The organism is Niallia sp. FSL M8-0099, assembly GCF_038006945.1.
GTDB classification, from domain to species: domain Bacteria; phylum Bacillota; class Bacilli; order Bacillales; family Cytobacillaceae; genus Niallia; species Niallia circulans.
On record NZ_JBBOWF010000001.1, the window covers coordinates 2,087,861 to 2,108,955 of the forward strand.

Here is a 21,095-nt window from a genome sequence, read left to right on the forward strand (position 1 = left end):
ATTTAAATAAAAATTTTTTGAAGAAAGTTCCGTTTCTTTTCTTCCATATATAAGGTAAGATTAATTTTAGGTCTCTATTACTAGAATTAACATAAGCAAAAGAAATGTATGAGGTGGTAAATATGTCAATCAGAAAAAAAGAAATCTTAATTAATATAGTGAAGATATTACTGCCGATTGTTATATTTATCATCGTTTTAAGAGAAATTAAAAACATGATTGTATCAGCAGATATAAACCAATTATATGAATATTTACAGACTATACCCTTTCATAGTTTGTTTTACATTGCAATAGGGGGATTCGTTGCGATTCTTCCCATGTTTTTTTATGATTTTTTTCTTGTAAGACATTTAAAGAAGCCTGTTCCTATTGTAAAAGTAAGTAAATACTCGTTTATTAGTAATTCTTTTTCAAATTTAATTGGTTTTGGTGGTTTAATAGGTATTGCCTTACGAAATTTCTTTTATAAACGATATGAAACAGACCGAAAAAAACTGTTTAAAGGGATTGCTATTGTAACAATATTTTATTTATCTGGGATTAGCTTATTGTCTTGGATTGCTATTCTTTATAGTAAAAGACTGAATTTAATGGAAGATCATATTTGGATATTTGCAGCTATTATAGTAGTGGGATTAATCTTTCCAGTGCTGCTAGTAAGTTATCAGAAAGCAAAACAGCATAACTTTGTTTTTAACAAAAATCAGATAGTTGGTTTAATCATTGTTTCTCTATTAGAATGGATATTTTTATTTGCATATTTATATTTTATTGCCAAAATAATAGCATTGCCAGTATCTATTGGGGATTTTTTCTTGCTTTTCTTAGTTGCTGCGTGTACTGGAATAATCAGTATGATACCTGGAGGGATGGGTTCTTTTGAATTAGTATTCTTATGGGGAATAGAATCTTTAGGGATTGAATCAGAACAAATGTTAATAGTCCTTTTTTTATATAGGGTTGGATATTATCTTTTACCATTTTTATTGGCAGCTTTTCTATTCTTATTAGAAATTGTAAAAAATATAAAGAAAAATGCGGCAGCCTATCTAAAGGGCTTATCAAGTGAATAATCTATATGTTTAGCAATAAAGGTATACTTGTATAATGATAAAAAAAATACAAAAGCGTTTCATTTTTGTGACAAAATCCCGATTGACCTTTATTATTCTCAATTATTTGGTACAATAGTCATGGTATTTAAAACATAGAAAATAATAGGTGAGGGAAAATGAAAGAAACGAGCATTGTATTTTGTTTCGTATTACTATTATTTTGCTTTCCTGCTATAAGTAATGCTGAAGATAATAGGGAACCTGAATTAATAAGTGAGGCAGCTTTCTTATTAGATAGTGATACTGGAGCAGTATTATATGAAAAGAATGGGTATAAAAAAATGTATCCGGCCAGTTTAACAAAAATAGCGACTGCTATTTATGCGATTGAAAATGGAAAATTAGATGATATTGTGACGGTAAGTGAGAATGCGTATTCAACGGAAGGGACAAAAGTTTATTTAGAAAAAGGTGAGCAAGTAACACTGAGACATTTACTTGATGGAATGTTAATTAACTCTGGAAATGATGCCGCAATAGCTATCGCTGAATATCTAGATGGTACGGTTAGTGATTTTGAAACAAGTATAAATAAGTATTTAAAGGAAAAAGTAAATGTTCATTCCACCCATTTCAAAAATCCAAATGGTTTATTTGATAAAGATCATTACACAACTGCAAACGATTTAGCATTAATCACCCAGTACGCCATGAAAAATGAAACATTTAGAGAAATATTTGGTACAGATGAATTAAAGTGGGATGGTTTGTCTTGGGATACTACATTAGTAAGCCATCATCAAATGGTAAACGGGAGTCGGCCATATGACAAAGTGACTGGCGGAAAAACTGGCTATGTAGACGAATCGAAACAAACTTTGGCTACTACCGCAGAGAATGGGGAGTTAGGTTTAATTGCTATCGTTTTAAAAGGAACATATAAGCAGGATGTATATAATGATACGGAAGCACTAATGGATTATGGCTTTAACCAATATACGCATAAGATACTTCCAGCAGGAAAATCATTTTTTGCTAATGGGAACACTTATGAAACATCAGAGGAAGTTAACATAACAGTTCCACGCACAAAAGGGAAGGAAGAGGTTAGCTCAACCGGTATTTTCATGATAGAAAATGATAACGGCTATATTGTTCAATCAGTACAATTAGCAAAAACTAAGCCCGCAGAGGAAACATTTAAAAAAAATATTCCGAATGAAGCTGGAAGAGATGAGAAAAAATCTTCTTTTCCAGGAATAGTCTTCATTATTCCGTTCGCCATTTATTTGATCTATGTGATGAGAAAAAAGGCAATTAAACGTTAAAAAAACCGGGGAATCCCGGTTTTTTTATTTGTACATATTTGCAATATTTTTTTGTAATGCTTCATCTTCTAAATATTCATCGTAATTCATTTGCTTATCAACAAGTCCTTGCGGTGTAATCTCAAGAATACGATTAGCAATTGTTGATACAAACTGATGGTCATGAGAAGTGAAAATTAATGAACCTTTAAAGTTGATTAATCCATTATTTAAAGCTGTGATGGATTCTAAATCTAAATGGTTAGTAGGTTCATCTAAAAGTAGAACATTTGCGCCACTCAGCATCATTTTAGATAACATACAACGAACTTTTTCTCCACCTGATAAAACGCTAGGTTTTTTCAATACTTCTTCTCCAGAAAATAACATGCGACCTAAAAATCCTCTTAAGAAGCTTTCTGTTTGATCATTTGGAGAATATTGACGAAGCCAGTCTACTAGAGTTTCGTCATCGTTTTTAAAATACTCCGAGTTTTCGGCTGGGAAATAACTTTGAGAAGTAGTAACTCCCCATTTGTAAGTGCCGCTATCTGGCTCCATTTCGCCCGCTAAAATACGAAATAGGGTAGTCTTAGCAATTTCATTTGGACCAACAAGGGCAATTTTATCATCTTTATTCATAATAAAGCTTACATTATCAAGAATTTTAACTCCATCAATGGTTTTTGTTAGGTTTTCGACTCTTAATAAGTCATTACCAATTTCACGTTCAGGAGTAAATGCAACATATGGATATTTTCGTGATGAAGGTTTAATGTCATCTAACGAAATTTTATCAAGTAATTTCTTTCGGGAAGTAGCCTGTTTCGACTTAGAAGCATTTGCGCTAAAGCGAGCAATAAAGTTTTGAAGCTCCTTTATTTTTTCTTCTTTCTTTTTGTTTGCATCATTTGCCATTCTAGAAGCTAATTGACTGGATTCATACCAAAAATCATAGTTACCCACATAGATTTGGATTCTGCTATAGTCTAAGTCTGCGATATGTGTACAAACCTTGTTTAAGAAATGTCTGTCATGGGACACAACGATGACAGTATTGTCAAAGTTAATTAAAAATTCCTCCAGCCACTTAATTGCGTTAATATCCAGATGGTTAGTAGGCTCATCTAGTAAAAGAACATCAGGTTCACCGAAAAGTGCTTGCGCTAATAACACTTTCACTTTATCGGAACCGTTTAATTCCGCCATTGTTTTATAATGAAGCTCCTCACCAATGCCTAATCCTTTTAAAAGAATCGCTGCTTCAGATTCTGCTTCCCATCCGTTTAATTCGGCGAATTCTCCTTCAAGCTCTGCGGCTTTCATGCCATCTTCATCTGTGAAATTTTCTTTCATGTAAATAGCATCTTTCTCTTGCATTACTTCATATAATCTTGCATGACCCATTATTACCACTTTTAATACTTCATGTTCCTCATATTCAAAGTGATTCTGCTTTAAAACAGCAAGTCTTTCTCCAGGTCCTAAAGAAACATTGCCTGATTGAGCTTCTATTTCTCCGGATAGTATTTTTAGGAAAGTAGATTTTCCTGCACCGTTTGCTCCGATTAGACCGTAGCAATTACCTGGTGTAAATTTAATATTAACATCTTCAAATAATTTGCGATCACCATATCGAAGACCTACATTCGTTACTGTTATCATTTAAAAATCCTCCAAACTCCAATATCCTTAAAATTATATCATTTTTACTATCAGAGCGCGAATTATTTTAAATAAATCTTTCTTTGGAAGACTTTTTTTGATGAAAGTTTCCCTATTCCAAAATAAATAATTATCTATAGAAAGATAAGCTAGTTTTAATGAATACATTTATGCTTAAAAGAATCAAAAATATGAAAAATGCCCGATAGAAAAATGAAAAAATGTTTACGATAATAGAAACAAAGGGTAAAAAAATATCATAAATTAAAGGGTTTTCTACTAATAAAGAGAATTTATTAAGAAGTAGAGATGAAAGTGTTTTAATATGTTTCTAAATTAATAATCGATCGTCTAAAATTATTTATGATTTGTTCATATTTTTTTCATAAATTTCTAGTACACTAAAATTATTAAGAAATAAAGGAGTCGTATAGGATGGCTAAAAAACAGCTAGTTGATTTAGTTAATAAAATGAAAAAATCTGGTATAAAAATTAGCTTTACAAAGCCAAGATCGCAGTTTTCAGTAGCAATTCAACAGAATAGTAAATTATCGACTACGACACAGTGAGTTTATAAGCTTATTTCTATTTGAATAGTACATATTATAAATTTATTTTTGTAAATGAGGAGACGATATTTTCTCATTTACCTAATTGTTAAAAATTGTTCATTTTTTCACAAAGTAATTAACTTTTCCTTTTGTATAATAATGTTATACAGAAAGGAAGGTATTGCAATGGAAATTCACCCAGTTGATAAGGCAATTAATTATGCATTGAAGAAGAAAGAAACACTCGACGATTCTTTCTTTCGCTATTTTGTAAAAGCCATTTTAGCAGGAATATATATTGGTTTTGCTTTAATGCTGTGTTATCGTTTAGCACAACCATTTTTCGATATTCATTCTCCTGCTACGTACATGATGACTAGTTTATTTTTCGGGTTGGCGCTAGTCCTTATTTCGTATGGCGGCGGGGAATTATTTACAGGAAATACAATGGCTTTTGCAATGAGTACTTTGTCAGGAGCAACTAGTTGGAAAGATACTATTTATAATTGGGTTAGTACGTATTTTGGCAACTTAGTTGGAGCATTATTTTTTGCTTTGCTAATCTATTACTCAGGCTTGTTTAGCTTAGTTCCTAAAACAACTTGGCTTATGGATGTTGCTAATTCAAAAATGAGTGCAACAACAGTTGAATTGTTTGTTCGAGGCATCCTTTGTAACTGGTTGGTTTGTTTGGCAATTTGGATACCTATGAATGTGAAGGGGGATGTCGGAAAAATAATTGCAACATTATTAATTGTCTTCGCCTTTATGATTTCTGGTTATGAGCATAGTGTTGCTAATATGGCGCTTTTCTCCATTGCACTCATCGTACCACATCCAGAGACAATCACATTGGCTAATGCTTTACATAACTTAATACCTGTTACAATCGGTAATATCGTTGGCGGAGCATTCTTTGTTGGCGCATTAAACCTCTATATTTTTCCTAAGAAAAAAAGAAAAACGAATGAATCCTCTTTACGTGTTACTACACCTAAGTCATTAGCAAAGTAACAACCATTTTTAGTGACCAGAAAACTGTCGAAATCTTATTTCGACAGTTTCAGTTTCTATCCTAGATGACTCATGCTTAGAGAGAAGATTAATCCCATACATGTAACAAAACCAACTGTTGGTCCTCCTTGCTCAAAAGCTTCGGGAAGCATAGTGGAGCAAACCATTGCAATTAATCCACCAGCACCAAATGACTGAATCCCAGAAAGCATTACTGCTGATGCATTTTCTAAAAATAAATATCCCACTGAGCTGCTTATCGCGGAAATAAGGATGACACTGCTCCATAAAAATAAAATTTTCTTGTTTGAATAGTTGTCTTTTTTTAGACCCACCGTTGAAGATAGGGACTCAGGAAAATTACTGATGAAAATGGCAATTAAGAAGAGCATGTCCACCTTCTGTGTTATTAATAGACTTAATCCTATAATCATTGATTCTGGTATTGCATCCATCAGAGTGCCAATATAAATAGCTAGTCCCGAATGTCCTTCTGGATTTTTATGTGATCGTTTTCGATTGGACCCGCCCTTTTTATAGAGAAATATTTCAATTAAGGTAAATAAACCCGCTCCAGTTAAAAAAGTAATAGCAGTTGCTGCGATTCCACTTGTATGTACGGATTTGATTAAAAGCTCGAAAGAAGAGGCCCCTATTAATATACCAGTACCCAAAGCCATAAAATAAGCAATAATCCTTTTAGGTATCGATAAAAATAAAGCGGCGATAGATCCCGCGAGTAAGGAAAGACTTGCTACTGCCCCCCACATTGCTGCAACTAACATATGAAATCTCCTTTTTTCTTATTCCTACCCAATTATTTTAAAATCTACACATTTAGAAGTTATTTTAAATTATTGGTATTTCTATTTTGGAATATGCAATTTCTCGATTTGTTCCAGCTCAGGTAAATCGTAAAGGAAGGATTTTTTTCTGATTTAATCTTAATGAAATAATCAGTCAAAAATATCCGCTCTTCTCTTATGATAGTTGTCCATTCTTTTTTTAGACTTGTACATAGGATAATAGGGATGAATGGTTGGAGGTGTGATAAATGTCTGCTAAGAATTTTTATAATCAGTGTTCAAAAGGTGTTGGAAGATGTGTAAGAATCCGTACCCATAGTGGTGAGGTTCATACTGGAATCATTGAAAGAGTCACTCCTAATAAAGTGTATATTCGACCAATAGGGGGAAATCGGAGAAACCATGGTGGATTCGGATATGGTTATAGACGTGGTAATAGACCCGGCTGGGGCTGGGGTTGGGGCTGGGGATTTGGTGCAGCCGCAATAGGAGTATCTTTAGGGTTAATCGCAGCATTGGCCTTTATTCCTTTCTTTTAAACAATTATTAAAGGCAGATTTCTTTCTGAAAGGAATCTGTCTACATACTTTAATAAATTTTCAGCTTTTTCTTCAAACGCCCAAACAGGACAAACTCTAGACTCATATGATGCTTATGTGTATGAGGGAGGTGGAATAAATGAGTGGTGGCCATACAGCTGGTTTTGGTGGAGGTTTTGCTCTACTAGTAGTGCTATTCATTTTATTAATAATTGTAGGTTCTTGTTACGTCGGCTTCTGATAGGAATAAAGATAGAAAAAAAGGAGTGTTTTATAAAATGGGTTACGGAGGATTTGGATACGATAATTGTGGATGCGGTTATGCGGCCCCGGTTGCTGCACCAGTAGCTCCTTGCGGAGGATTTGGATTTGGCAGTGGGTTTGTCTTAATCGTAGTACTTTTCATTTTATTAATCATCGTAGGAGCAGCTTGGCTATAAATTTAATTAAAGGCTGATCCTCTGCTTTCGGTTCATGTTGTTAGCAGAGTGTAGCTTAGCATAATTGATAACTTGCTAATACCTCTATATGAGAATTAGCAAGTTACTTATTGCTGTACTAATAAAGTGTTATTACGCATCTAATTGGACAGGCACTTGTAATGACAATGCTACGTTCAAAATTCATCCGATTAGTGTTACAATATTTTAAGAATATGTTCGGATAAAAGTGGGGAGATTTAGGTAATGATGGATAAAGCACGTAGTATTTTAAAAGAGTACTTTGGATATGACCATTTTAGAAAAGGACAAGAAGATATTATTCGTCTATTATTAAATGGGGAAAATGTTGCAGGAATTATGCCGACTGGCGGCGGAAAATCAATTTGCTATCAGGTGCCCGCGATGATTTTTCCAGGACTGACGATAGTTATATCCCCATTAATTTCTTTAATGAAAGATCAAGTAGATGCACTAACAGAAGTTGGAATTCCAGCGACTTACATTAATAGTACGTTACATAATGAGGAAGTACAGGAAAGGATCTGTGAAATAAAAAACGGTCATTATAAATTACTTTATATTGCACCAGAACGTCTTGAAGCAGATTATTTTACGGAATTATTAAAAGAAGTTTCTATTTCTTTTATTGCAGTAGATGAAGCTCATTGTATTTCACAATGGGGTCACGATTTTCGTCCAAGCTATGCAAAGATTGGCTTTCTCATTAATAAATTAGCGGAAAGACCTCTTGTCGCTGCGTTAACAGCAACGGCTACACCTAAAGTGCATGAAGATATTTGTCTTTTATTAAATATTCCAAGGGAAAATACAATTAAGACAGGATTTGCTCGTGATAATTTATCTTTTTCCATTATTAAAGGGCAAGATAAAGGGAAGTTTCTTGAATCCTTTTTAAAGAAAAATAAAGAGGAATCTGGGATTATTTATGCAGCGACTAGACAAGAGGTGGAAAAACTGCATGAAAGATTAGCAAAAAAAGGCTATTCAGTTGCGAAATATCATGGCGGTATGAACGATGGGCAAAGAGAGACTGAACAGCAAGCATTTATAAAAGATGATGTTTCCATTATGATTGCCACAAATGCATTTGGTATGGGGATTGATAAAAGTAATATTAGGTATGTCATTCATTATCAGCTTCCGAAAAACATGGAGGGTTATTACCAAGAAGCGGGAAGAGCAGGACGTGATGGTCTACAGAGTAAGTGCATATTGTTATATTCAGCACAAGATATTCGGATTCAGCGTTTTCTCATTGATCAGACAATAAACGATCCAGATAAACAGAAGCAAGATCTCGATAAATTACAATCCATGATAAATTTTTGTCATACTGAAGATTGTCTTCAAGAATATATTTTGCATTATTTTGGTGAAGAACATACGGAGAAATGTGGACAATGTTCGAACTGTACAGATGAAAGGACGGTAATCGATGTTACCGTGGAAGCACAAAAAGTACTGTCGTGCATGATAAGAATGGGGGAAAGATTCGGGAAAACAATGGTTGCCCAAGTATTAACAGGTTCAAAAAACAAAAAATTAATGGAGTTTCAATTAAATAAAATCAAAACATATGGCCTTATGAAAGAGCAATCAGCTAAAGAAATCAGTGATTTTATTGAGTTTCTTATTTCTGAACAATATATAGATGTTAGTACAGGAACGATGCCAATATTAAAGGTTTCCAGCAAAGGAAAAGAAGTTCTTTTAGGAAAAATTAGAGTGGTCCGGAAAGAACAAATAGAGACAATAAAAGTTAGTGAAAATAACGCACTATTTGATTATTTGAGGGGGATTCGCAAACAATTGGCAGAGGAAGAAAATGTTCCTCCATTTGTGGTATTTTCCGACCAAACACTGCGAAATATCTCGATGGTTATGCCTACATCGCATGAAGATTTCCGAGAGATAAAAGGAATAGGAGACCATAAGCTGCAAAAATATGGAGATGTAATCATTGAACATATTTTAGCATTTCAAAAAGAAGAGGCATATTCAGCTGGCAGGAAAGAAATTCATTCTTCCGAAATAAATACGGAAATAGACAAAAAAGCGAAAAAATATGTAGAGAACTCTCATCTCCATACATTGGAGTTATGGGAAAGCGGATTATCCATTAAGGAAATCGCAAAAGAAAGACAATTAAATGTTCAAACGGTAGAAAACCATCTGCTTCGCTGTGGAGAAGAAGAAATAGAGATTGATTGGACAAAATTTCTAATGCCAGAAGACAAAATGAAAATAGTGGAAGCAATTCAAAAAGTGGGCAAGGATAAATTAAAGCCCATTAAAGAAGAACTTCCAGACGAGATTAGTTATTTTATGATTAAAGTGGTGATCATGCTAGAAAAAAGAAACCAACAAATACGGAATTAACAAAAACCGTCCTCGATTTATTGGCAGAGCCATTATCTTAGGGACGGTTTTTGTTTTTTACATACTCTCTACTAATCTTTCTCTTATTTCCTTTATGCAGGCATTTAATTGTGGAACGGTAGGGAACGTCCCTTGTGCCTGAAGTTCATTTCCCCCGCCTTTCCCTTCATATCTTTGGATTGTTTCCTTAAGAAACTTGCCGCAATGAAAAGGATAATCACCATTATGCTGTAATAGTATTTTTTTATCTATTTCCGAACTAAGGAGAATAATGCAGCTAGATCTTTGCAAGAGGTATTTGGCAAGAATAGATAAATCTTTGATTGTTTTGTCTGCAAATGAAAGGAAGATTACTTTTTCCATTTGTGTCGAAAGCATTTGTTCTGCTAAAAACGCTATATTTTCTCTCTTTAGTGTTTCTAATTCTTTAGTTAATCCCTTTTTCTCTAATTCCAGTTTATTTACACGATCTTCAAGCTGCAGTTTGTTTGTTTTAAAAAACGTTCCTAAGTTATCTAATATAGATTGTGCTGTTTGATAGTCACGAATGGCTCTCCACCCACTTAAAAAGAAAACCCTAGTTTGACCACGATGTTTTTCAGTTTTAAATATTTTAAAGACGCCTAGTTCTCCGGTTCTGCCTACATGTGTTCCAGCACATGCAGAAAAATCCCAATCATCGATTTCTACGATTCTTATATCGCCAGTTACTTTCGGCAGCTTTCTTAAAGGAAATTTGCTCACTTGTTCATGAGTGATAATATGTGTTTTGATTTCTAAGTTTTTCATGATATAGGAATTACAGGAGTTTTCTAGTTGAGTTATTTGTTCTTTTGTTAGATCAGCTGTATCTATATCAATTGTTGTGTACTCTTTTCCTAAATGAAAGCTAACTGTAGTAATTTGAAATAATTCTTCCAAAACAGCTGATAACATGTGCTGAGCAGTGTGCTGCTGCATATGATCATACCGTCTATCCCAATCTAATTCACATGATACCAGTTTATTTTCTGGTTTTCTTTCCATAAGATGATAAATTTGATTATCTTTCATCTGTACATCTAGAACACGAATCCCATCAATGAATCCAGTATCTGCTGGCTGCCCTCCGCCTTCTGGATAAAAAGCTGTTTCTTTTAAAAGTACATAAATTTGATCATTCGTTTCGATAACTTTCTTTATTGCGGTTGTCCATTTTGTTTCATATGGAGTTGAATAAAACAATTTTGTAGACATTTTTTGCTCCTTCGCGTTCATTTTTCATCATAATACCATAACAATTACACTTAGTTACAGATTTGAAAAAAATATTTGCTCAGTTTCTTTAGCATTATAGATTATTAATGGTCAATGTGCTAATTCCCATTATGGCTTGGAAAAAGTAATAGGTGTTTAATTTCTTTAAATGTTTTGGTTTACACACATAATTACTGGCGGTGCTGGCCATAATAATTTAAAAAGGGGGCTTGCTCATATGTTTTTTAATCGAAAAGGAGCGGAAGAAAAACCAGAAGAAGTGTTAATGAGTATGGAAGTATATGCATGTAATTCGTGTAACGGGTGGATGAGAAAGGATTATGCTACAGATGATCTACTTTGTCCTCTATGTGGAGATCAGACAACTGCAGAAATGAGAGAGCTTCCTCAAATCAGTAATTAACTCGTAAATCACGACAGCTTTATAAATTTACTTAATATTGTTGGGATTAGTCGTGGAGATTTCCTATCCCATCTCCTTATTTGGAAAACTCTTCGACTTTCTTCATAGAATATTCATGTCCCTCCATATCCCGCTATTCAATCTCTCCAAAGAACGAATGATTATGTGGCCGTTTAGTGTATGATTTATACAAAAATGCTTTCTTATCTGTTTTATTTGATTTACAATCAAATAGAATGCAAAAAATAGATTAGGAGGATTTTTTGTTTGTATAACTCCATATTAATTTTTATTAGTATCCTAATCGTATATATGGCATGCTATTCTTCGTTTGATTTATTTCAATTAGTGAAAAATGGAGAGAAAAATAGTAGATTTTTGTTTTTAGCAAGCACATTTACGATAGGCTTTGGTTTTTGGATTTTAAGTTTTATTGATATGATGATTAAAAATGTGTATGCAACTGCTAATTATAATATCCCTATCACTATCTTATCAATGGTAGTTGGCATATGTTTTAGTGGTATGGCATTTTATGCGCTATTAGATAAGGAAAAAAAGAAAAGAAGAATCTATGTATCTGCTTTCTTTTTTAGTCTTTCTTTATTATCAATATCCATCATTGGTTTTTATTCAATCGGCAGTACAGTATATTATCAAATTCCGCAATTATTTATCAGTTTTTTATTGTTATTTATAGTATTTTTTATTTCAATATGGTTATCATTTTATCCTGTTACAATTTCTGCCACTTTAAAAAAATGGGTACGGCCTGTATGTAGTTTATTAATGACGGGAGTATGTATGATTAGTCATTTTATTCTCTTAAGTGATGTAAGCGCACCAGAAGTGTCCGTTGTGAGAGATTCCTATCAAAGCAGCTTCATTATTTACATTGCGTTATTTGTATCTGTATTAGTGTTAGGCGGATTAATTGGAACTAGTACCTTAATTCGAGAACGAATGGATGTAGGAGCAATCAATGTAAGAGATATGCAGCTTGCACTTGATGAGTCTGCAATCGTGGCTTTTACTGATGATAATGGAATGATTACATATGTAAACGATAAATTCGTGGAAGTCTCGAAGTATAGTCGTGAAGAACTGTTAGGACAAAATCATCGTATTTTGAATTCGGGTCATCATTCGCCTGAGTTTTTTCGAAAATTATGGAACACGATTAAAAGAGGGGAGATATGGAAAGGGGAGATACTCAATAAAGCAAAGGATGGTACGCTATATTGGGTTGATACCGTAATAGTCCCTTTTTTAAATAAGGAGGGGGCACCTTATCAGTATGTTGCAATCAGACGGGACATTACAGAGCAAAAAATGGTTCAGCATCAACTGGAAGAGTCTGTACGTGAAGTAAGTGACATTACCTATGCATTAGAACAATCAAGTATTATTGCTTTTACAGATAAAAGAGGGATTATTACAAATGTTAATTCTAAATTTTGTGAGATATCCGGATATAGTAGGCAGGAATTAATCGGGAAAACGCATCGTATTGTAAATTCTGGCTATCACTCAAAAGATTTTTTCCGAAATGTTTGGCAAACAATTGAAAAAGGGGAAATCTGGAAGGGGGAAATCCGAAATAAAAGGAAAGATGGCTCTTATTATTGGGTCGATACAACTATTGTCCCTTTTTTAGATAAAAATAATAAGCCTTATCAGTATTTAGCTATAAGAAATGATATTACGGAAAAGAAACGCACAGAAGAAGTTCTTCATCGACAAGATAAATTAGCAGCGATTGGTCAATTAGCAGCTGGTGTTGCTCATGAGATCCGTAACCCATTAACTTCTATAAAAGGATATGCGGAATTTTTGAGTATGGATGAAACCGAGAAAGATCGACAGGAATACTTTGAGATTATTTTAGATGAGATTGAAAGAGTAAACTCTATTGTAGAGGAATTCATGCTTCTTTCTAAGCCGACTGTTTCTGTGTTAGAGAAAAAACCGCTACTACCTATTATCGATAATGTTCTTTCTATTTTAGATTATCAGCTGCGAAAAAATAAAATTCAATTGAATCGATTTTACGAAGAGCCGAATCCTTTTGTAGAATGTGACGAGAATAAATTAAAACAGGTTTTCTTGAATTTTATAAAAAACGCTGTCGAAGCTATGCCTGACGGGGGCTCTATTGATATAAGCGTAAAAAAAGGAAAGGAAGATATTTCGATTATAATCAAAGACAGCGGAATCGGTATGTCAAAAGAGCAATTAAAAAAAATAGGTGAACCATTTTTTACAACAAAAAAAGAAGGCAATGGACTTGGATTAATGGTCAGTTTCAAAATAATTGAGAATTTAAATGGGAAAGTATATGTAGACAGTGAAATAAATAAAGGTACAAGCTTCCACATAACCTTGCCTTCCGTTCATTAAAAACTATGTTTGAAAAGAAAACAGGTATTAGTTTATAGATTATTCTGACGATTCGTATTGTGTTTGTTATTGGATTGTCATATACGTAATCGAATTAACAACTGCCTGTTCTTTTTTTTGGCGTTTTTCATGTTAAGATTATACCTGTTAGCTCAACTGGAGCTATTCTAGGAGGTATAAAAATGAAAAAAATCTTTTCTATTCTAACTTGTGCATCAATACTAACTACAGCTGCTCCGTTTGTAGGTGCAGAAGAAATGAAAGTAGAAAAAGGAGATACTCTTTGGTCTATTTCACAAGAAAAAAAGGTAAGTGTTGATGATATAAAAAGATGGAATGATTTAGATAGTGATATCATTAAGGCGGGTGATACACTTACTATTGAAGATGTAAAGAAATACACAGTAAAAGCGGGAGATAATCTATGGAAGATATCTCAAAAATATAATACAACTGTAGATCAGCTAAAGGAATGGAATAAGCTGAATAGTGATACAATACATAAGGATGACGTATTGATTGTTTCCAAAGAAGGTTCTGAACAAAACGCACCAGAATCAAAGCCACTAAACAAAGCAGTTAAAGCAGATAATACAGTAAAGGCTGAAAGTACAAATTCAGCAGCAAAAGAAATCACAGTAACCGCGACAGCATATACAGCAAATTGTGAAGGATGCTCTGGTGTTACAGCAACCGGAATTAATTTAAAGGATAATCCAGATAAAAAGGTTATTTCAGTTGATCCTAACGTAATTCCTCTAGGCTCTAAGGTCTATGTGGAAGGATATGGTACTGCAATTGCCGGAGACACAGGCGGAGCGATTAAAGGGAAGAAAATTGATGTATTTGTTCCATCTCAAGCGAAAGCATTAGAGTGGGGAAGAAAACAAGTTTCTGTAAAAATCCTTGATTAAGTTAAACGCTTGAAAGTATTCCAGCAAAAAAAATAAACCTAGACGATTATACGAATGTTTTTACTAGCAACTTCGTATAATTGTTTAGGTTTTTTATTTGTGTATAAAAAATTACCATTTTATTTTTTTATCGTCTCATCTTTTTTAGAAGAAACGAAGAATCGCTGAATTGGCTGCGAGATGCTTTTTATATTGTTTTCTATTTTTTCCGCTAAATAATGTACTCTTTCAAAGATAACTTCTTTAAGATGGTCGAGCTGCCGACTGATTTTATTGACACTCCCAGTTGTTTCTTTCATGCTTTCTAATAAGGTTTGCTGAAATATTTCGTGTAAATCCAACTTTTCTGCAATATGTTGATAGTTGGTTTCAGTTTCCGTGATTTTTGTTTTCACGTCTGCAGCAAGCTGATTAAATTCTTCCATTTTATTAGAAATCATCGAAATATCTTTCTCTTGAAAGGTTAACTGGTCAAATAGAGCTGTTTGCCGCAGAGATTCTTCCCTTGTTAATTCTTTTTGCTCTTCTGCTAGCAAGATAAGAGTGTCAAGTTGTGCTTCTATTGTGGATGTTTCATTATCTAAATCAGTAATTTTAGTTAAAAGCTCCTTTGTAGCTGAATCATTAAGTTCTAATTTTGAATCGATTTCGTTAAAATGCTGAAGATGCTTCTTCTGTTTCTCAATCAAATCTTCCTAAAATTTATACCATAATGTCATTAATTGCTCATTTTGTTTGTGCTGTTTAAATAGATATTCCTGTAAATAATTGTGTTGGAAATGGGATTGATTATTTAAACTTTCAGCAGAAAGTTTGGGAAGATAAACTTTTGAAGAGTTGCTGTGGTGTTCCTTTGTAGGCATTTTCCCCCTCCTTTCTCCTTCTTTATTCTATTGGGAAAGAGAAAAAAGGGTGCAGAGGATAATTTTAAATAGAAGAAAATAGAAAGTATCTACATAAAGCATAACACAAGGGATCTGTATGTTCTTGCTATTTTCTTCTAGAAACTACATAAACGGAGGAATTCCTTTACTTATTTCTGATATTATGGATGTAATGGAGGCGATATCTTGATCGTCAATGTTAAACGTTTGTCTAATCTTATTTTCTAAATCTTTACTAACTCTTCGCTTTCCGACTTCCACTAAAGCAATTAATGCAAAGCTGCAATTTAAAACACGGGCAAAATCTCTCTGTGTCATTTCATAATTTTTCCTAATAAATTTAATAATTTCTTTATTCATAGTCCACCTCATTTAATTAAATAAAAGAATAAATAAGAAAGACGAAAAGAAGAATTTTTTAATCCAAGATATGAGCATTATAGTTGATAATCAAGAAAATGTAAATATATTATGCTAGTAAAAAACGAATACAAATATTTTGAATTATAATATTCATTTTTTTAATTTTTAGATAATTTGTTCAATCTATCTAATTACCACTTAGATTATTATTTAATTAGTCCAATGACATATAAAAAGGAAGGAATTAATATGATGTAATAACATCTAATGTTATAAAAAGTAACAATGATTTTCGATTCGACTAAAAATTTGATTGGAATGGGGGAGTTAGCGTGTCTTCCGATCATTATGCTGTTATTGATGCGGTTATTGCAACAGAAAAAAACAGTTATTTAGCGACAATTGTGAAGGTGGAAGGAACAGCCTACCGGAAAGAAGGAACTATGATGTTCATCACGGATGCCGGAAAAGAAAAGGGATTATTAACAGGCGGATGTGTAGAGCAGGATTTACTCGCAAGAATCGAAATGCAGCAAAAAGCTAAAGCTTTTTTAATGGAATACGATCTGCGTTCAGAAGATGATTTGACATGGGGGCAAGGCATTGGATGTGATGGGAAAATTTATATTATGGTTGAACCGGTCACGCCGGCAACAAGCAAAGTTTTTCAGCAATTAAAATCACATATGCAAAAAGGAGAAAGTGTCAAACTTATTAAGAGTTTTCATAAATTAGATAATTTCCTTGTTAATACGGTCAGCCCACAAACAAAAACAGAAACAAATGTTGCATCTACTTCTTTTTTGGATACTGACAATAAGTATATATTTACCCAAGCTCTCTCTCCTCAACCAAGATTAATTATCTATGGAGCAGGACCAGATGTCAAACCAGTTGTCTCTTTTGCTAGCAAAGCCGGGTTTTATGTCATCTTATCTGATTGGCGAGAAGCTATTTGTTCAGCAGATAATTTCCCAGACGCAAAAGAATATCAAATAGGTTCTCCGACTCAGGTGCTGGCCGCAATAAAACCCTCAGAAGATGATTATGTACTATTGATGACACACAGCTTTAGTAAAGATCAAGAATTTGTACATTTACTTTTGGAACGAAGGGTAAAATTCTTTGGGTTATTAGGCTCCAAAAAGAGGTCGGAAAAATTATTGGCAGAAAAAATAAAGCCAGATTGGATCCACTATCCAGTCGGAATATCTATTCATTCAGAAAGCCCAGAAGAAATCGCCATTAGTATAACAGCACAATTAATTAAAATTAAAAATGAAAAGAATTCTCTTGTAGGTAAAATAGGATGATTACAGCCTTATATTTAGCTGCGGGGAATAGCAAGAGGATGGGAGAACATAAACTGTCCCTTCCTCTTCGGAATGAAACAGTTGGTAATCATGGATTATCTGTGTTGCTTACCTCGCCATTTGTTGATTATGTTTTTGTTATCGTTCAACCAGGCGATCACTTAAACTGGATAACACCTGCTAATAAACTCTTTTTGAATGGAAAAAAAGGGAAAGTAATTACTTGTGACGAAGCGTCTCTAGGGCAATCATATTCTTTAAAAAAAGGTTTTAAAGCAGCTATCGAGCAACAGGCAGAAAAGATTCTTGTATGTTTAGCAGATCAGCCTTTTATTACCCATGAAATGATTGATAAAATCGTGACTACTCCATTACTTCCTCCATATAAATATGTAGCAAGCATGCATAAGGGGGTTTACAATCCGCCGATTTTATTCCATCCGAGCGCGATATCAGATATAAACTACTTAGAAGGAGATATAGGAGCTAGAAAATTATTGCAAGATGGCATTATGCATGGGGAAAAGATTGAATTTTCTGAAGAAGAATATTTTATTGATATTGATACAAAAAATGATTATGAAAAAGTGCTGAAAAGGAGGGAATAACATGCATGTTTCAACTCTCAATTATCCGACTACTGTGGAAATACCTACCACCTTATCTGCTATTAATAAATGGAATGAATCAAATTATGCCTTTATCTCCGGTGGAACAATCCTTCAAGTAAATTGGGAAGCAGGTCAGGACAAACCAAACCACCTTATTAGTACAGAAAAATTAATGGAGTTAAAAGGAATCTCAGAAGTAGAACTAGATGGCCAATTCTTTTTGCAGATTGGTGCAGGCATGTCTATTTCTGAATGTTTAACCAGCGTATTAATGCAAGAAAAGGCTCCGCTTATAGTAGAGGCCTGTGAGAAAATAGCGGCTCCTGCAATTCGTAACAGAGGAACAATTGGCGGAAATATATGCAGCAAAATTGGTGATAGCATTCCTGCTTTATTAGTTTTGGAGGCACTATTAACTTTTTTTAATGGCAAGGAGACCTACTTAATCACATTAAAGGATTGGCTGGCATCAAAAAAGCGGCCATCATCCGAATTGTTAACAAAAGTACTCATACCAATAGCAGCACGAAAGCTAGAAACATATTCTTTTTTTAGAAAGATTGGTAGACGGGCCAGTTTTACAGCTGCAATTATATCGATTGCAGGGTATCTAGAATTTGAAGAAAAAAATATAAAGACCATAAAAATTGCGATTGGCGGAGGCAGTCACATTCCGACTCGTCTTACAAGCACAGAAAGGGAGATTACCCGCTCGCAGAGTCCTATTGATTGGTCCCGAATCTCTAAAGTCATTCAGGAAGACTTCCTATCTTATACAGATCCCTTTATAACAGAAGCGTATCGCAAAAAAGTCGCAGCAAACGTAATAATTGCTAATATGAAAGAATTACTTTAATAGAAAAAGAAGGGAGTTGTTTAGATGATCCTTGATAACGAAAGCGCTGGTAGTCGTTGGAAAATAAGAAGAGACGGTGTGCCTAAGGTGACTGGAAAACTTAAGTATTTAACTGACTTAACGTTTCCTAATATGCTTTATGGAATCGTTCTTAGAAGTGAATATCCTCATGCAGAAATTGAATCAATCGATACTAAAGAAGCAGAAGAGCTTGCTGGGGTTTTTGCTGTTATCACTTATAAGGATGTACCAGGCTTAAATGGCTTTGGGATTGTTATACAGGATCAGCCGGTCTTTTGTGAAGAGAAAGTCAGATATGTAGGCGACGCAATTGCCGCTGTTGCGGCTAGAACAAAGGAAATTGCACAACAAGCCATTTCTTTAATTAAAGTAAAATATCAGCCATTGCAGATAATCACAGATCCAGATGAAGCCTTAAAAGACACTGCAATCAGGCTGCATAAAGAAGGAAATCTCCTTCATCAGGCTGCTTTTAAGAAGGGAGAAAGTAATATAGAAGAAGCCTTTAATAAGTGCGAATGGATCATAGAAGGAACGTATCAGACACCAAGACAAATGCATGCTTATATGGAAACGGAAGGGGGTGTAGCTGTACCAGATGAAGCAGGAGGCATTACCATTTATGCACCAACCCAGCATGGTTTTAAAGATCAGCTGCAGCTTTCTCGAATTTTAGCACTCCCACTGGAAAAAATCCGGATTATTTCTAGCCCGATTGGAGGCTCCTTTGGAGGGAAGGACGAATTAAATGTTCAACCATATATCAGCTTGCTGGCATTAAAAACACAGCGGCCAGTGAAAATACATCAATCAAGAAGAATATCGATTAAGGCCGGTTTAAAAAGACATCCAATGAAAATCTATATGAAGACAGGTGCTGACGTATCTGGAAAAATAATCGCCCACCAAGTAAAGATTACTGCAGATACTGGTGCATATGCTACTTTAGGACCTGCAGTACTTGACTTTGCTGTAGAGCATAGTGCTGGACCATATATAATCGAAAATATAGATGTTAAAGGCTACTCTGTTTATACAAATAACGGTGTTGCCGGTGAATTCAGAGGATTTGGCGGCAATCAAATCACCTTTGCATTAGAAACGCAAATTGAAAGATTAGCAGAAAAAGCCAGAATAGATTCAACCAAATTACGCTTCACTAATTTACGTAAGACAGAAGATTTTGGTCCGGTGGACCAGCCTATTGTTCCAACAAATGGCGCTTATGCTGTCCTTACTGAAATTACCAAGTCAGCAATTCTTCAAAAGGACTTGGTCACAAATCCTATGAATGGAGATAAGAAAATAAAAGGAAGGGGATATAGTATTACCATGCATGGAGGGGGATTGGGATATGGAAGAGCAGATGCTTCTGGTGCCCGACTGGCTTTAAACAGTGCTGGGAAAATAGAGGTATCTTTTGGATTTGAAGAATGTGGGCAAGGATTAATTCCAACCATTGATATGATTATGGCAGATACCTTTCTTTGCGAACCTAGTGATATCGAAATTACTATTGGCGATACGGCTAAAGTTCCCCACTCTGGCTCTTCTACTGCCTCACGAGCAACAAATATGGTGTGGCTTGGTATCAATAAATTAAAAGGTCCATTTAGCGAAAAACTACTTACATTGGCAGAAAAACAAACTAAATGTCCGAAAGAAAGCTTATTTCTTGGTAAAAATGGCATTTGGAAAAACGCAGAAGAGAACGAGGAACCAGCGCTTATTCTTCCATATAAACAGTTAGCAGAATCATGTGAAGAGCTGCCAACTGTTTCAGTAAGCTACCACTTTCCTACTACCCCAAACTCTATTGATGGTGGTCATTTTTTATATACTTTTGCCGGTGTAGCAGCCGAGGTCGAAATAGATTTGTTATCTGGAAGCGTAGCAGTAACTAGGATGGATCATGTTATTTCAGCTGGACCTGTAGTGAACCCAATGGGATATTTAGGGCAAATTGAAGGGGGAGCTAATATGGGGTTAGGATTTACGATTATGGAGGATGCAGTTATGGAAAATGGCCGCTATATGAATGAAAATTTTGATACGTATCTTATCCCAACGATATTAGACATCCCGATAGAGACAACTGTTACTGCAATAGAAGAATTAGTCCCTGGAGATGACTATGGGCCAAGAGGGGTTGGCGAAATTGGCACAGTTGCTGTTGCTCCAGCTATCATTTCCGCCATTCATGACGCTGCAGGAATATGGCTTAATCAACTTCCAGTGAAAGCGGATATACTATTGCAAGCACTGGAACGACAAGGTTTACGAGAATAG

The 21,095-nt window shown here is 34.5% G+C and carries 21 protein-coding genes; 15 read left to right on the plus strand and 6 right to left on the minus strand.

Translation table 11 applies throughout. From position 1 onward, the window contains the following. The first annotated feature begins 122 nt into the window (after positions 1-122). Positions 123-1,076 carry a lysylphosphatidylglycerol synthase domain-containing protein gene (locus NSQ92_RS10290; protein ID WP_053215737.1) on the plus strand — a complete coding sequence of 318 codons (954 nt, stop codon included), beginning with the start codon at positions 123-125 and terminating at the stop codon, positions 1,074-1,076. Between the two features lie 158 nt (positions 1,077-1,234). Beyond that, positions 1,235-2,386, plus strand: a complete 1,152-nt coding sequence (locus NSQ92_RS10295) for a D-alanyl-D-alanine carboxypeptidase family protein (protein ID WP_341152750.1) — start codon at positions 1,235-1,237, stop codon at positions 2,384-2,386. A 24-nt stretch (positions 2,387-2,410) separates the two neighbouring features. Here NSQ92_RS10295 and NSQ92_RS10300 read toward each other — a convergent pair whose 3' ends face one another. Then, positions 2,411-4,030 carry an ABC-F family ATP-binding cassette domain-containing protein gene (locus NSQ92_RS10300; RefSeq protein ID WP_047943409.1) on the minus strand — a complete coding sequence of 540 codons (1,620 nt, stop codon included), beginning with the start codon at positions 4,028-4,030 and terminating at the stop codon, positions 2,411-2,413. A gap of 435 nt (positions 4,031-4,465) precedes the next feature. Here NSQ92_RS10300 and NSQ92_RS10305 point away from each other — a divergent pair, with 435 nt between their 5' ends. Together NSQ92_RS10305 and NSQ92_RS10310 are read left to right on the plus strand one after the other, a co-directional pair. Then, entirely contained in the window at positions 4,466-4,600 is a 135-nt protein-coding gene (locus NSQ92_RS10305; RefSeq protein WP_268874828.1) for a hypothetical protein, read from the plus strand. A 168-nt stretch (positions 4,601-4,768) separates the two neighbouring features. Next, positions 4,769-5,596, plus strand: coding sequence for a formate/nitrite transporter family protein (locus NSQ92_RS10310; protein ID WP_047943410.1), 828 nt, complete (start codon positions 4,769-4,771; stop codon positions 5,594-5,596). Positions 5,597-5,652: 56 nt separating this feature from the next. Here NSQ92_RS10310 and NSQ92_RS10315 read toward each other — a convergent pair whose 3' ends face one another. Continuing rightward, positions 5,653-6,381, minus strand: coding sequence for a ZIP family metal transporter (locus tag NSQ92_RS10315; protein ID WP_061798858.1), 729 nt, complete (start codon positions 6,379-6,381; stop codon positions 5,653-5,655). Between the two features lie 269 nt (positions 6,382-6,650). Between NSQ92_RS10315 and NSQ92_RS10320 the strand changes: the two genes are divergently transcribed. From NSQ92_RS10320 to recQ, 4 genes are all read left to right on the plus strand, one after another. Further along, entirely contained in the window at positions 6,651-6,941 is a 291-nt protein-coding gene (locus tag NSQ92_RS10320) for a hypothetical protein (protein WP_047943412.1), read from the plus strand. Between the two features lie 139 nt (positions 6,942-7,080). After that, positions 7,081-7,182, plus strand: coding sequence for a YjcZ family sporulation protein (locus NSQ92_RS10325; RefSeq protein ID WP_082138378.1), 102 nt, complete (start codon positions 7,081-7,083; stop codon positions 7,180-7,182). Between the two features lie 37 nt (positions 7,183-7,219). After that, positions 7,220-7,381, plus strand: a complete 162-nt coding sequence (locus tag NSQ92_RS26825) for a YjcZ family sporulation protein (RefSeq protein ID WP_082138379.1) — start codon at positions 7,220-7,222, stop codon at positions 7,379-7,381. A 246-nt stretch (positions 7,382-7,627) separates the two neighbouring features. After that, entirely contained in the window at positions 7,628-9,784 is a 2,157-nt protein-coding gene (gene recQ / locus NSQ92_RS10335; RefSeq protein WP_341152751.1) for a DNA helicase RecQ, read from the plus strand. Between the two features lie 57 nt (positions 9,785-9,841). On the opposite strand, the gene NSQ92_RS10340 is transcribed toward recQ, so the two are convergent. Continuing rightward, on the minus strand, positions 9,842-11,020 hold the full coding sequence (locus NSQ92_RS10340; protein ID WP_341152752.1) for an alanyl-tRNA editing protein: 1,179 nt from the start codon (positions 11,018-11,020) through the stop codon (positions 9,842-9,844). A 238-nt stretch (positions 11,021-11,258) separates the two neighbouring features. Here NSQ92_RS10340 and NSQ92_RS10345 point away from each other — a divergent pair, with 238 nt between their 5' ends. The 3 genes from NSQ92_RS10345 (at position 11,259) to NSQ92_RS10355 (ending at position 14,758) form a co-directional block, all read left to right on the plus strand. Further along, a complete protein-coding gene (locus NSQ92_RS10345) occupies positions 11,259-11,444 on the plus strand; it encodes a cold-inducible protein YdjO-related protein (protein WP_047943415.1) in 186 nt (61 codons plus the stop codon). 267 nt (positions 11,445-11,711) lie between these two features. Beyond that, complete coding sequence (locus tag NSQ92_RS10350; protein ID WP_235844490.1) at positions 11,712-13,844, plus strand: PAS domain S-box protein; 2,133 nt, start codon at positions 11,712-11,714, stop codon at positions 13,842-13,844. 182 nt (positions 13,845-14,026) lie between these two features. After that, entirely contained in the window at positions 14,027-14,758 is a 732-nt protein-coding gene (locus NSQ92_RS10355) for a 3D domain-containing protein (RefSeq protein WP_061798853.1), read from the plus strand. Positions 14,759-14,877: 119 nt separating this feature from the next. Here the strand turns inward: NSQ92_RS10355 and NSQ92_RS10360 are convergent, their stop codons facing one another. From NSQ92_RS10360 to NSQ92_RS10370, 3 genes are all read right to left on the minus strand, one after another. Then, positions 14,878-15,447: a hypothetical protein gene (locus NSQ92_RS10360; protein ID WP_341152753.1), complete on the minus strand. Its 570-nt coding sequence runs from the start codon at positions 15,445-15,447 to the stop codon at positions 14,878-14,880. Between the two features lie 6 nt (positions 15,448-15,453). Then, the gene (locus NSQ92_RS10365) at positions 15,454-15,621 is read right to left on the minus strand and encodes a hypothetical protein (RefSeq protein ID WP_341152754.1); all 168 of its coding nucleotides are present in this window, start codon (positions 15,619-15,621) and stop codon (positions 15,454-15,456) included. Between the two features lie 144 nt (positions 15,622-15,765). Next, positions 15,766-15,960 carry a helix-turn-helix domain-containing protein gene (locus NSQ92_RS10370; protein WP_235973392.1) on the minus strand — a complete coding sequence of 65 codons (195 nt, stop codon included), beginning with the start codon at positions 15,958-15,960 and terminating at the stop codon, positions 15,766-15,768. A gap of 377 nt (positions 15,961-16,337) precedes the next feature. Between NSQ92_RS10370 and NSQ92_RS10375 the strand changes: the two genes are divergently transcribed. Genes NSQ92_RS10375 through pucD form a run of 4 tightly spaced genes read left to right on the plus strand, consistent with a single transcriptional unit; the run spans position 16,338 to position 21,095 of the window. Continuing rightward, positions 16,338-17,318, plus strand: a complete 981-nt coding sequence (locus tag NSQ92_RS10375) for an XdhC family protein (protein ID WP_047943420.1) — start codon at positions 16,338-16,340, stop codon at positions 17,316-17,318. After that, positions 17,315-17,926 (plus strand): nucleotidyltransferase family protein, encoded by a 612-nt coding sequence (locus NSQ92_RS10380; protein ID WP_047943421.1) that lies wholly within the window; start codon positions 17,315-17,317, stop codon positions 17,924-17,926. The genes NSQ92_RS10375 and NSQ92_RS10380 overlap by 4 nt, the downstream gene beginning before the upstream one ends. Position 17,927: 1 nt before the next feature. Beyond that, positions 17,928-18,785, plus strand: coding sequence for an FAD binding domain-containing protein (locus NSQ92_RS10385; RefSeq protein WP_047943422.1), 858 nt, complete (start codon positions 17,928-17,930; stop codon positions 18,783-18,785). 24 nt (positions 18,786-18,809) lie between these two features. Beyond that, the gene (gene pucD / locus NSQ92_RS10390) at positions 18,810-21,095 is read left to right on the plus strand and encodes a xanthine dehydrogenase subunit D (protein WP_341152755.1); all 2,286 of its coding nucleotides are present in this window, start codon (positions 18,810-18,812) and stop codon (positions 21,093-21,095) included.

Excerpts from the sequence above, each read along its gene's own strand:
- NSQ92_RS10300 (WP_047943409.1), bottom strand. The coding sequence starts at position 4,030 with ATGATAACAGTAACGAATGTAGGTCTTCGATATGGTGATCGCAAATTA.
- NSQ92_RS10370 (WP_235973392.1), bottom strand. The coding sequence starts at position 15,960 with ATGACACAGAGAGATTTTGCCCGTGTTTTAAATTGCAGCTTTGCATTA.
- NSQ92_RS10305 (WP_268874828.1), top strand. The coding sequence starts at position 4,466 with ATGGCTAAAAAACAGCTAGTTGATTTAGTTAATAAAATGAAAAAATCT.
- NSQ92_RS10290 (WP_053215737.1), top strand. The coding sequence starts at position 123 with ATGTCAATCAGAAAAAAAGAAATCTTAATTAATATAGTGAAGATATTA.
- NSQ92_RS10295 (WP_341152750.1), top strand. The coding sequence starts at position 1,235 with ATGAAAGAAACGAGCATTGTATTTTGTTTCGTATTACTATTATTTTGC.
- pucD (WP_341152755.1), top strand. The coding sequence starts at position 18,810 with ATGATCCTTGATAACGAAAGCGCTGGTAGTCGTTGGAAAATAAGAAGA.
- NSQ92_RS10315 (WP_061798858.1), bottom strand. The coding sequence starts at position 6,381 with ATGTTAGTTGCAGCAATGTGGGGGGCAGTAGCAAGTCTTTCCTTACTC.
- recQ (WP_341152751.1), top strand. The coding sequence starts at position 7,628 with ATGATGGATAAAGCACGTAGTATTTTAAAAGAGTACTTTGGATATGAC.
- NSQ92_RS10380 (WP_047943421.1), top strand. The coding sequence starts at position 17,315 with ATGATTACAGCCTTATATTTAGCTGCGGGGAATAGCAAGAGGATGGGA.
- NSQ92_RS26825 (WP_082138379.1), top strand. The coding sequence starts at position 7,220 with ATGGGTTACGGAGGATTTGGATACGATAATTGTGGATGCGGTTATGCG.
- NSQ92_RS10340 (WP_341152752.1), bottom strand. The coding sequence starts at position 11,020 with ATGTCTACAAAATTGTTTTATTCAACTCCATATGAAACAAAATGGACA.
- NSQ92_RS10320 (WP_047943412.1), top strand. The coding sequence starts at position 6,651 with ATGTCTGCTAAGAATTTTTATAATCAGTGTTCAAAAGGTGTTGGAAGA.
- NSQ92_RS10385 (WP_047943422.1), top strand. The coding sequence starts at position 17,928 with ATGCATGTTTCAACTCTCAATTATCCGACTACTGTGGAAATACCTACC.
- NSQ92_RS10365 (WP_341152754.1), bottom strand. The coding sequence starts at position 15,621 with ATGCCTACAAAGGAACACCACAGCAACTCTTCAAAAGTTTATCTTCCC.
- NSQ92_RS10355 (WP_061798853.1), top strand. The coding sequence starts at position 14,027 with ATGAAAAAAATCTTTTCTATTCTAACTTGTGCATCAATACTAACTACA.
- NSQ92_RS10345 (WP_047943415.1), top strand. The coding sequence starts at position 11,259 with ATGTTTTTTAATCGAAAAGGAGCGGAAGAAAAACCAGAAGAAGTGTTA.
- NSQ92_RS10310 (WP_047943410.1), top strand. The coding sequence starts at position 4,769 with ATGGAAATTCACCCAGTTGATAAGGCAATTAATTATGCATTGAAGAAG.
- NSQ92_RS10325 (WP_082138378.1), top strand. The coding sequence starts at position 7,081 with ATGAGTGGTGGCCATACAGCTGGTTTTGGTGGAGGTTTTGCTCTACTA.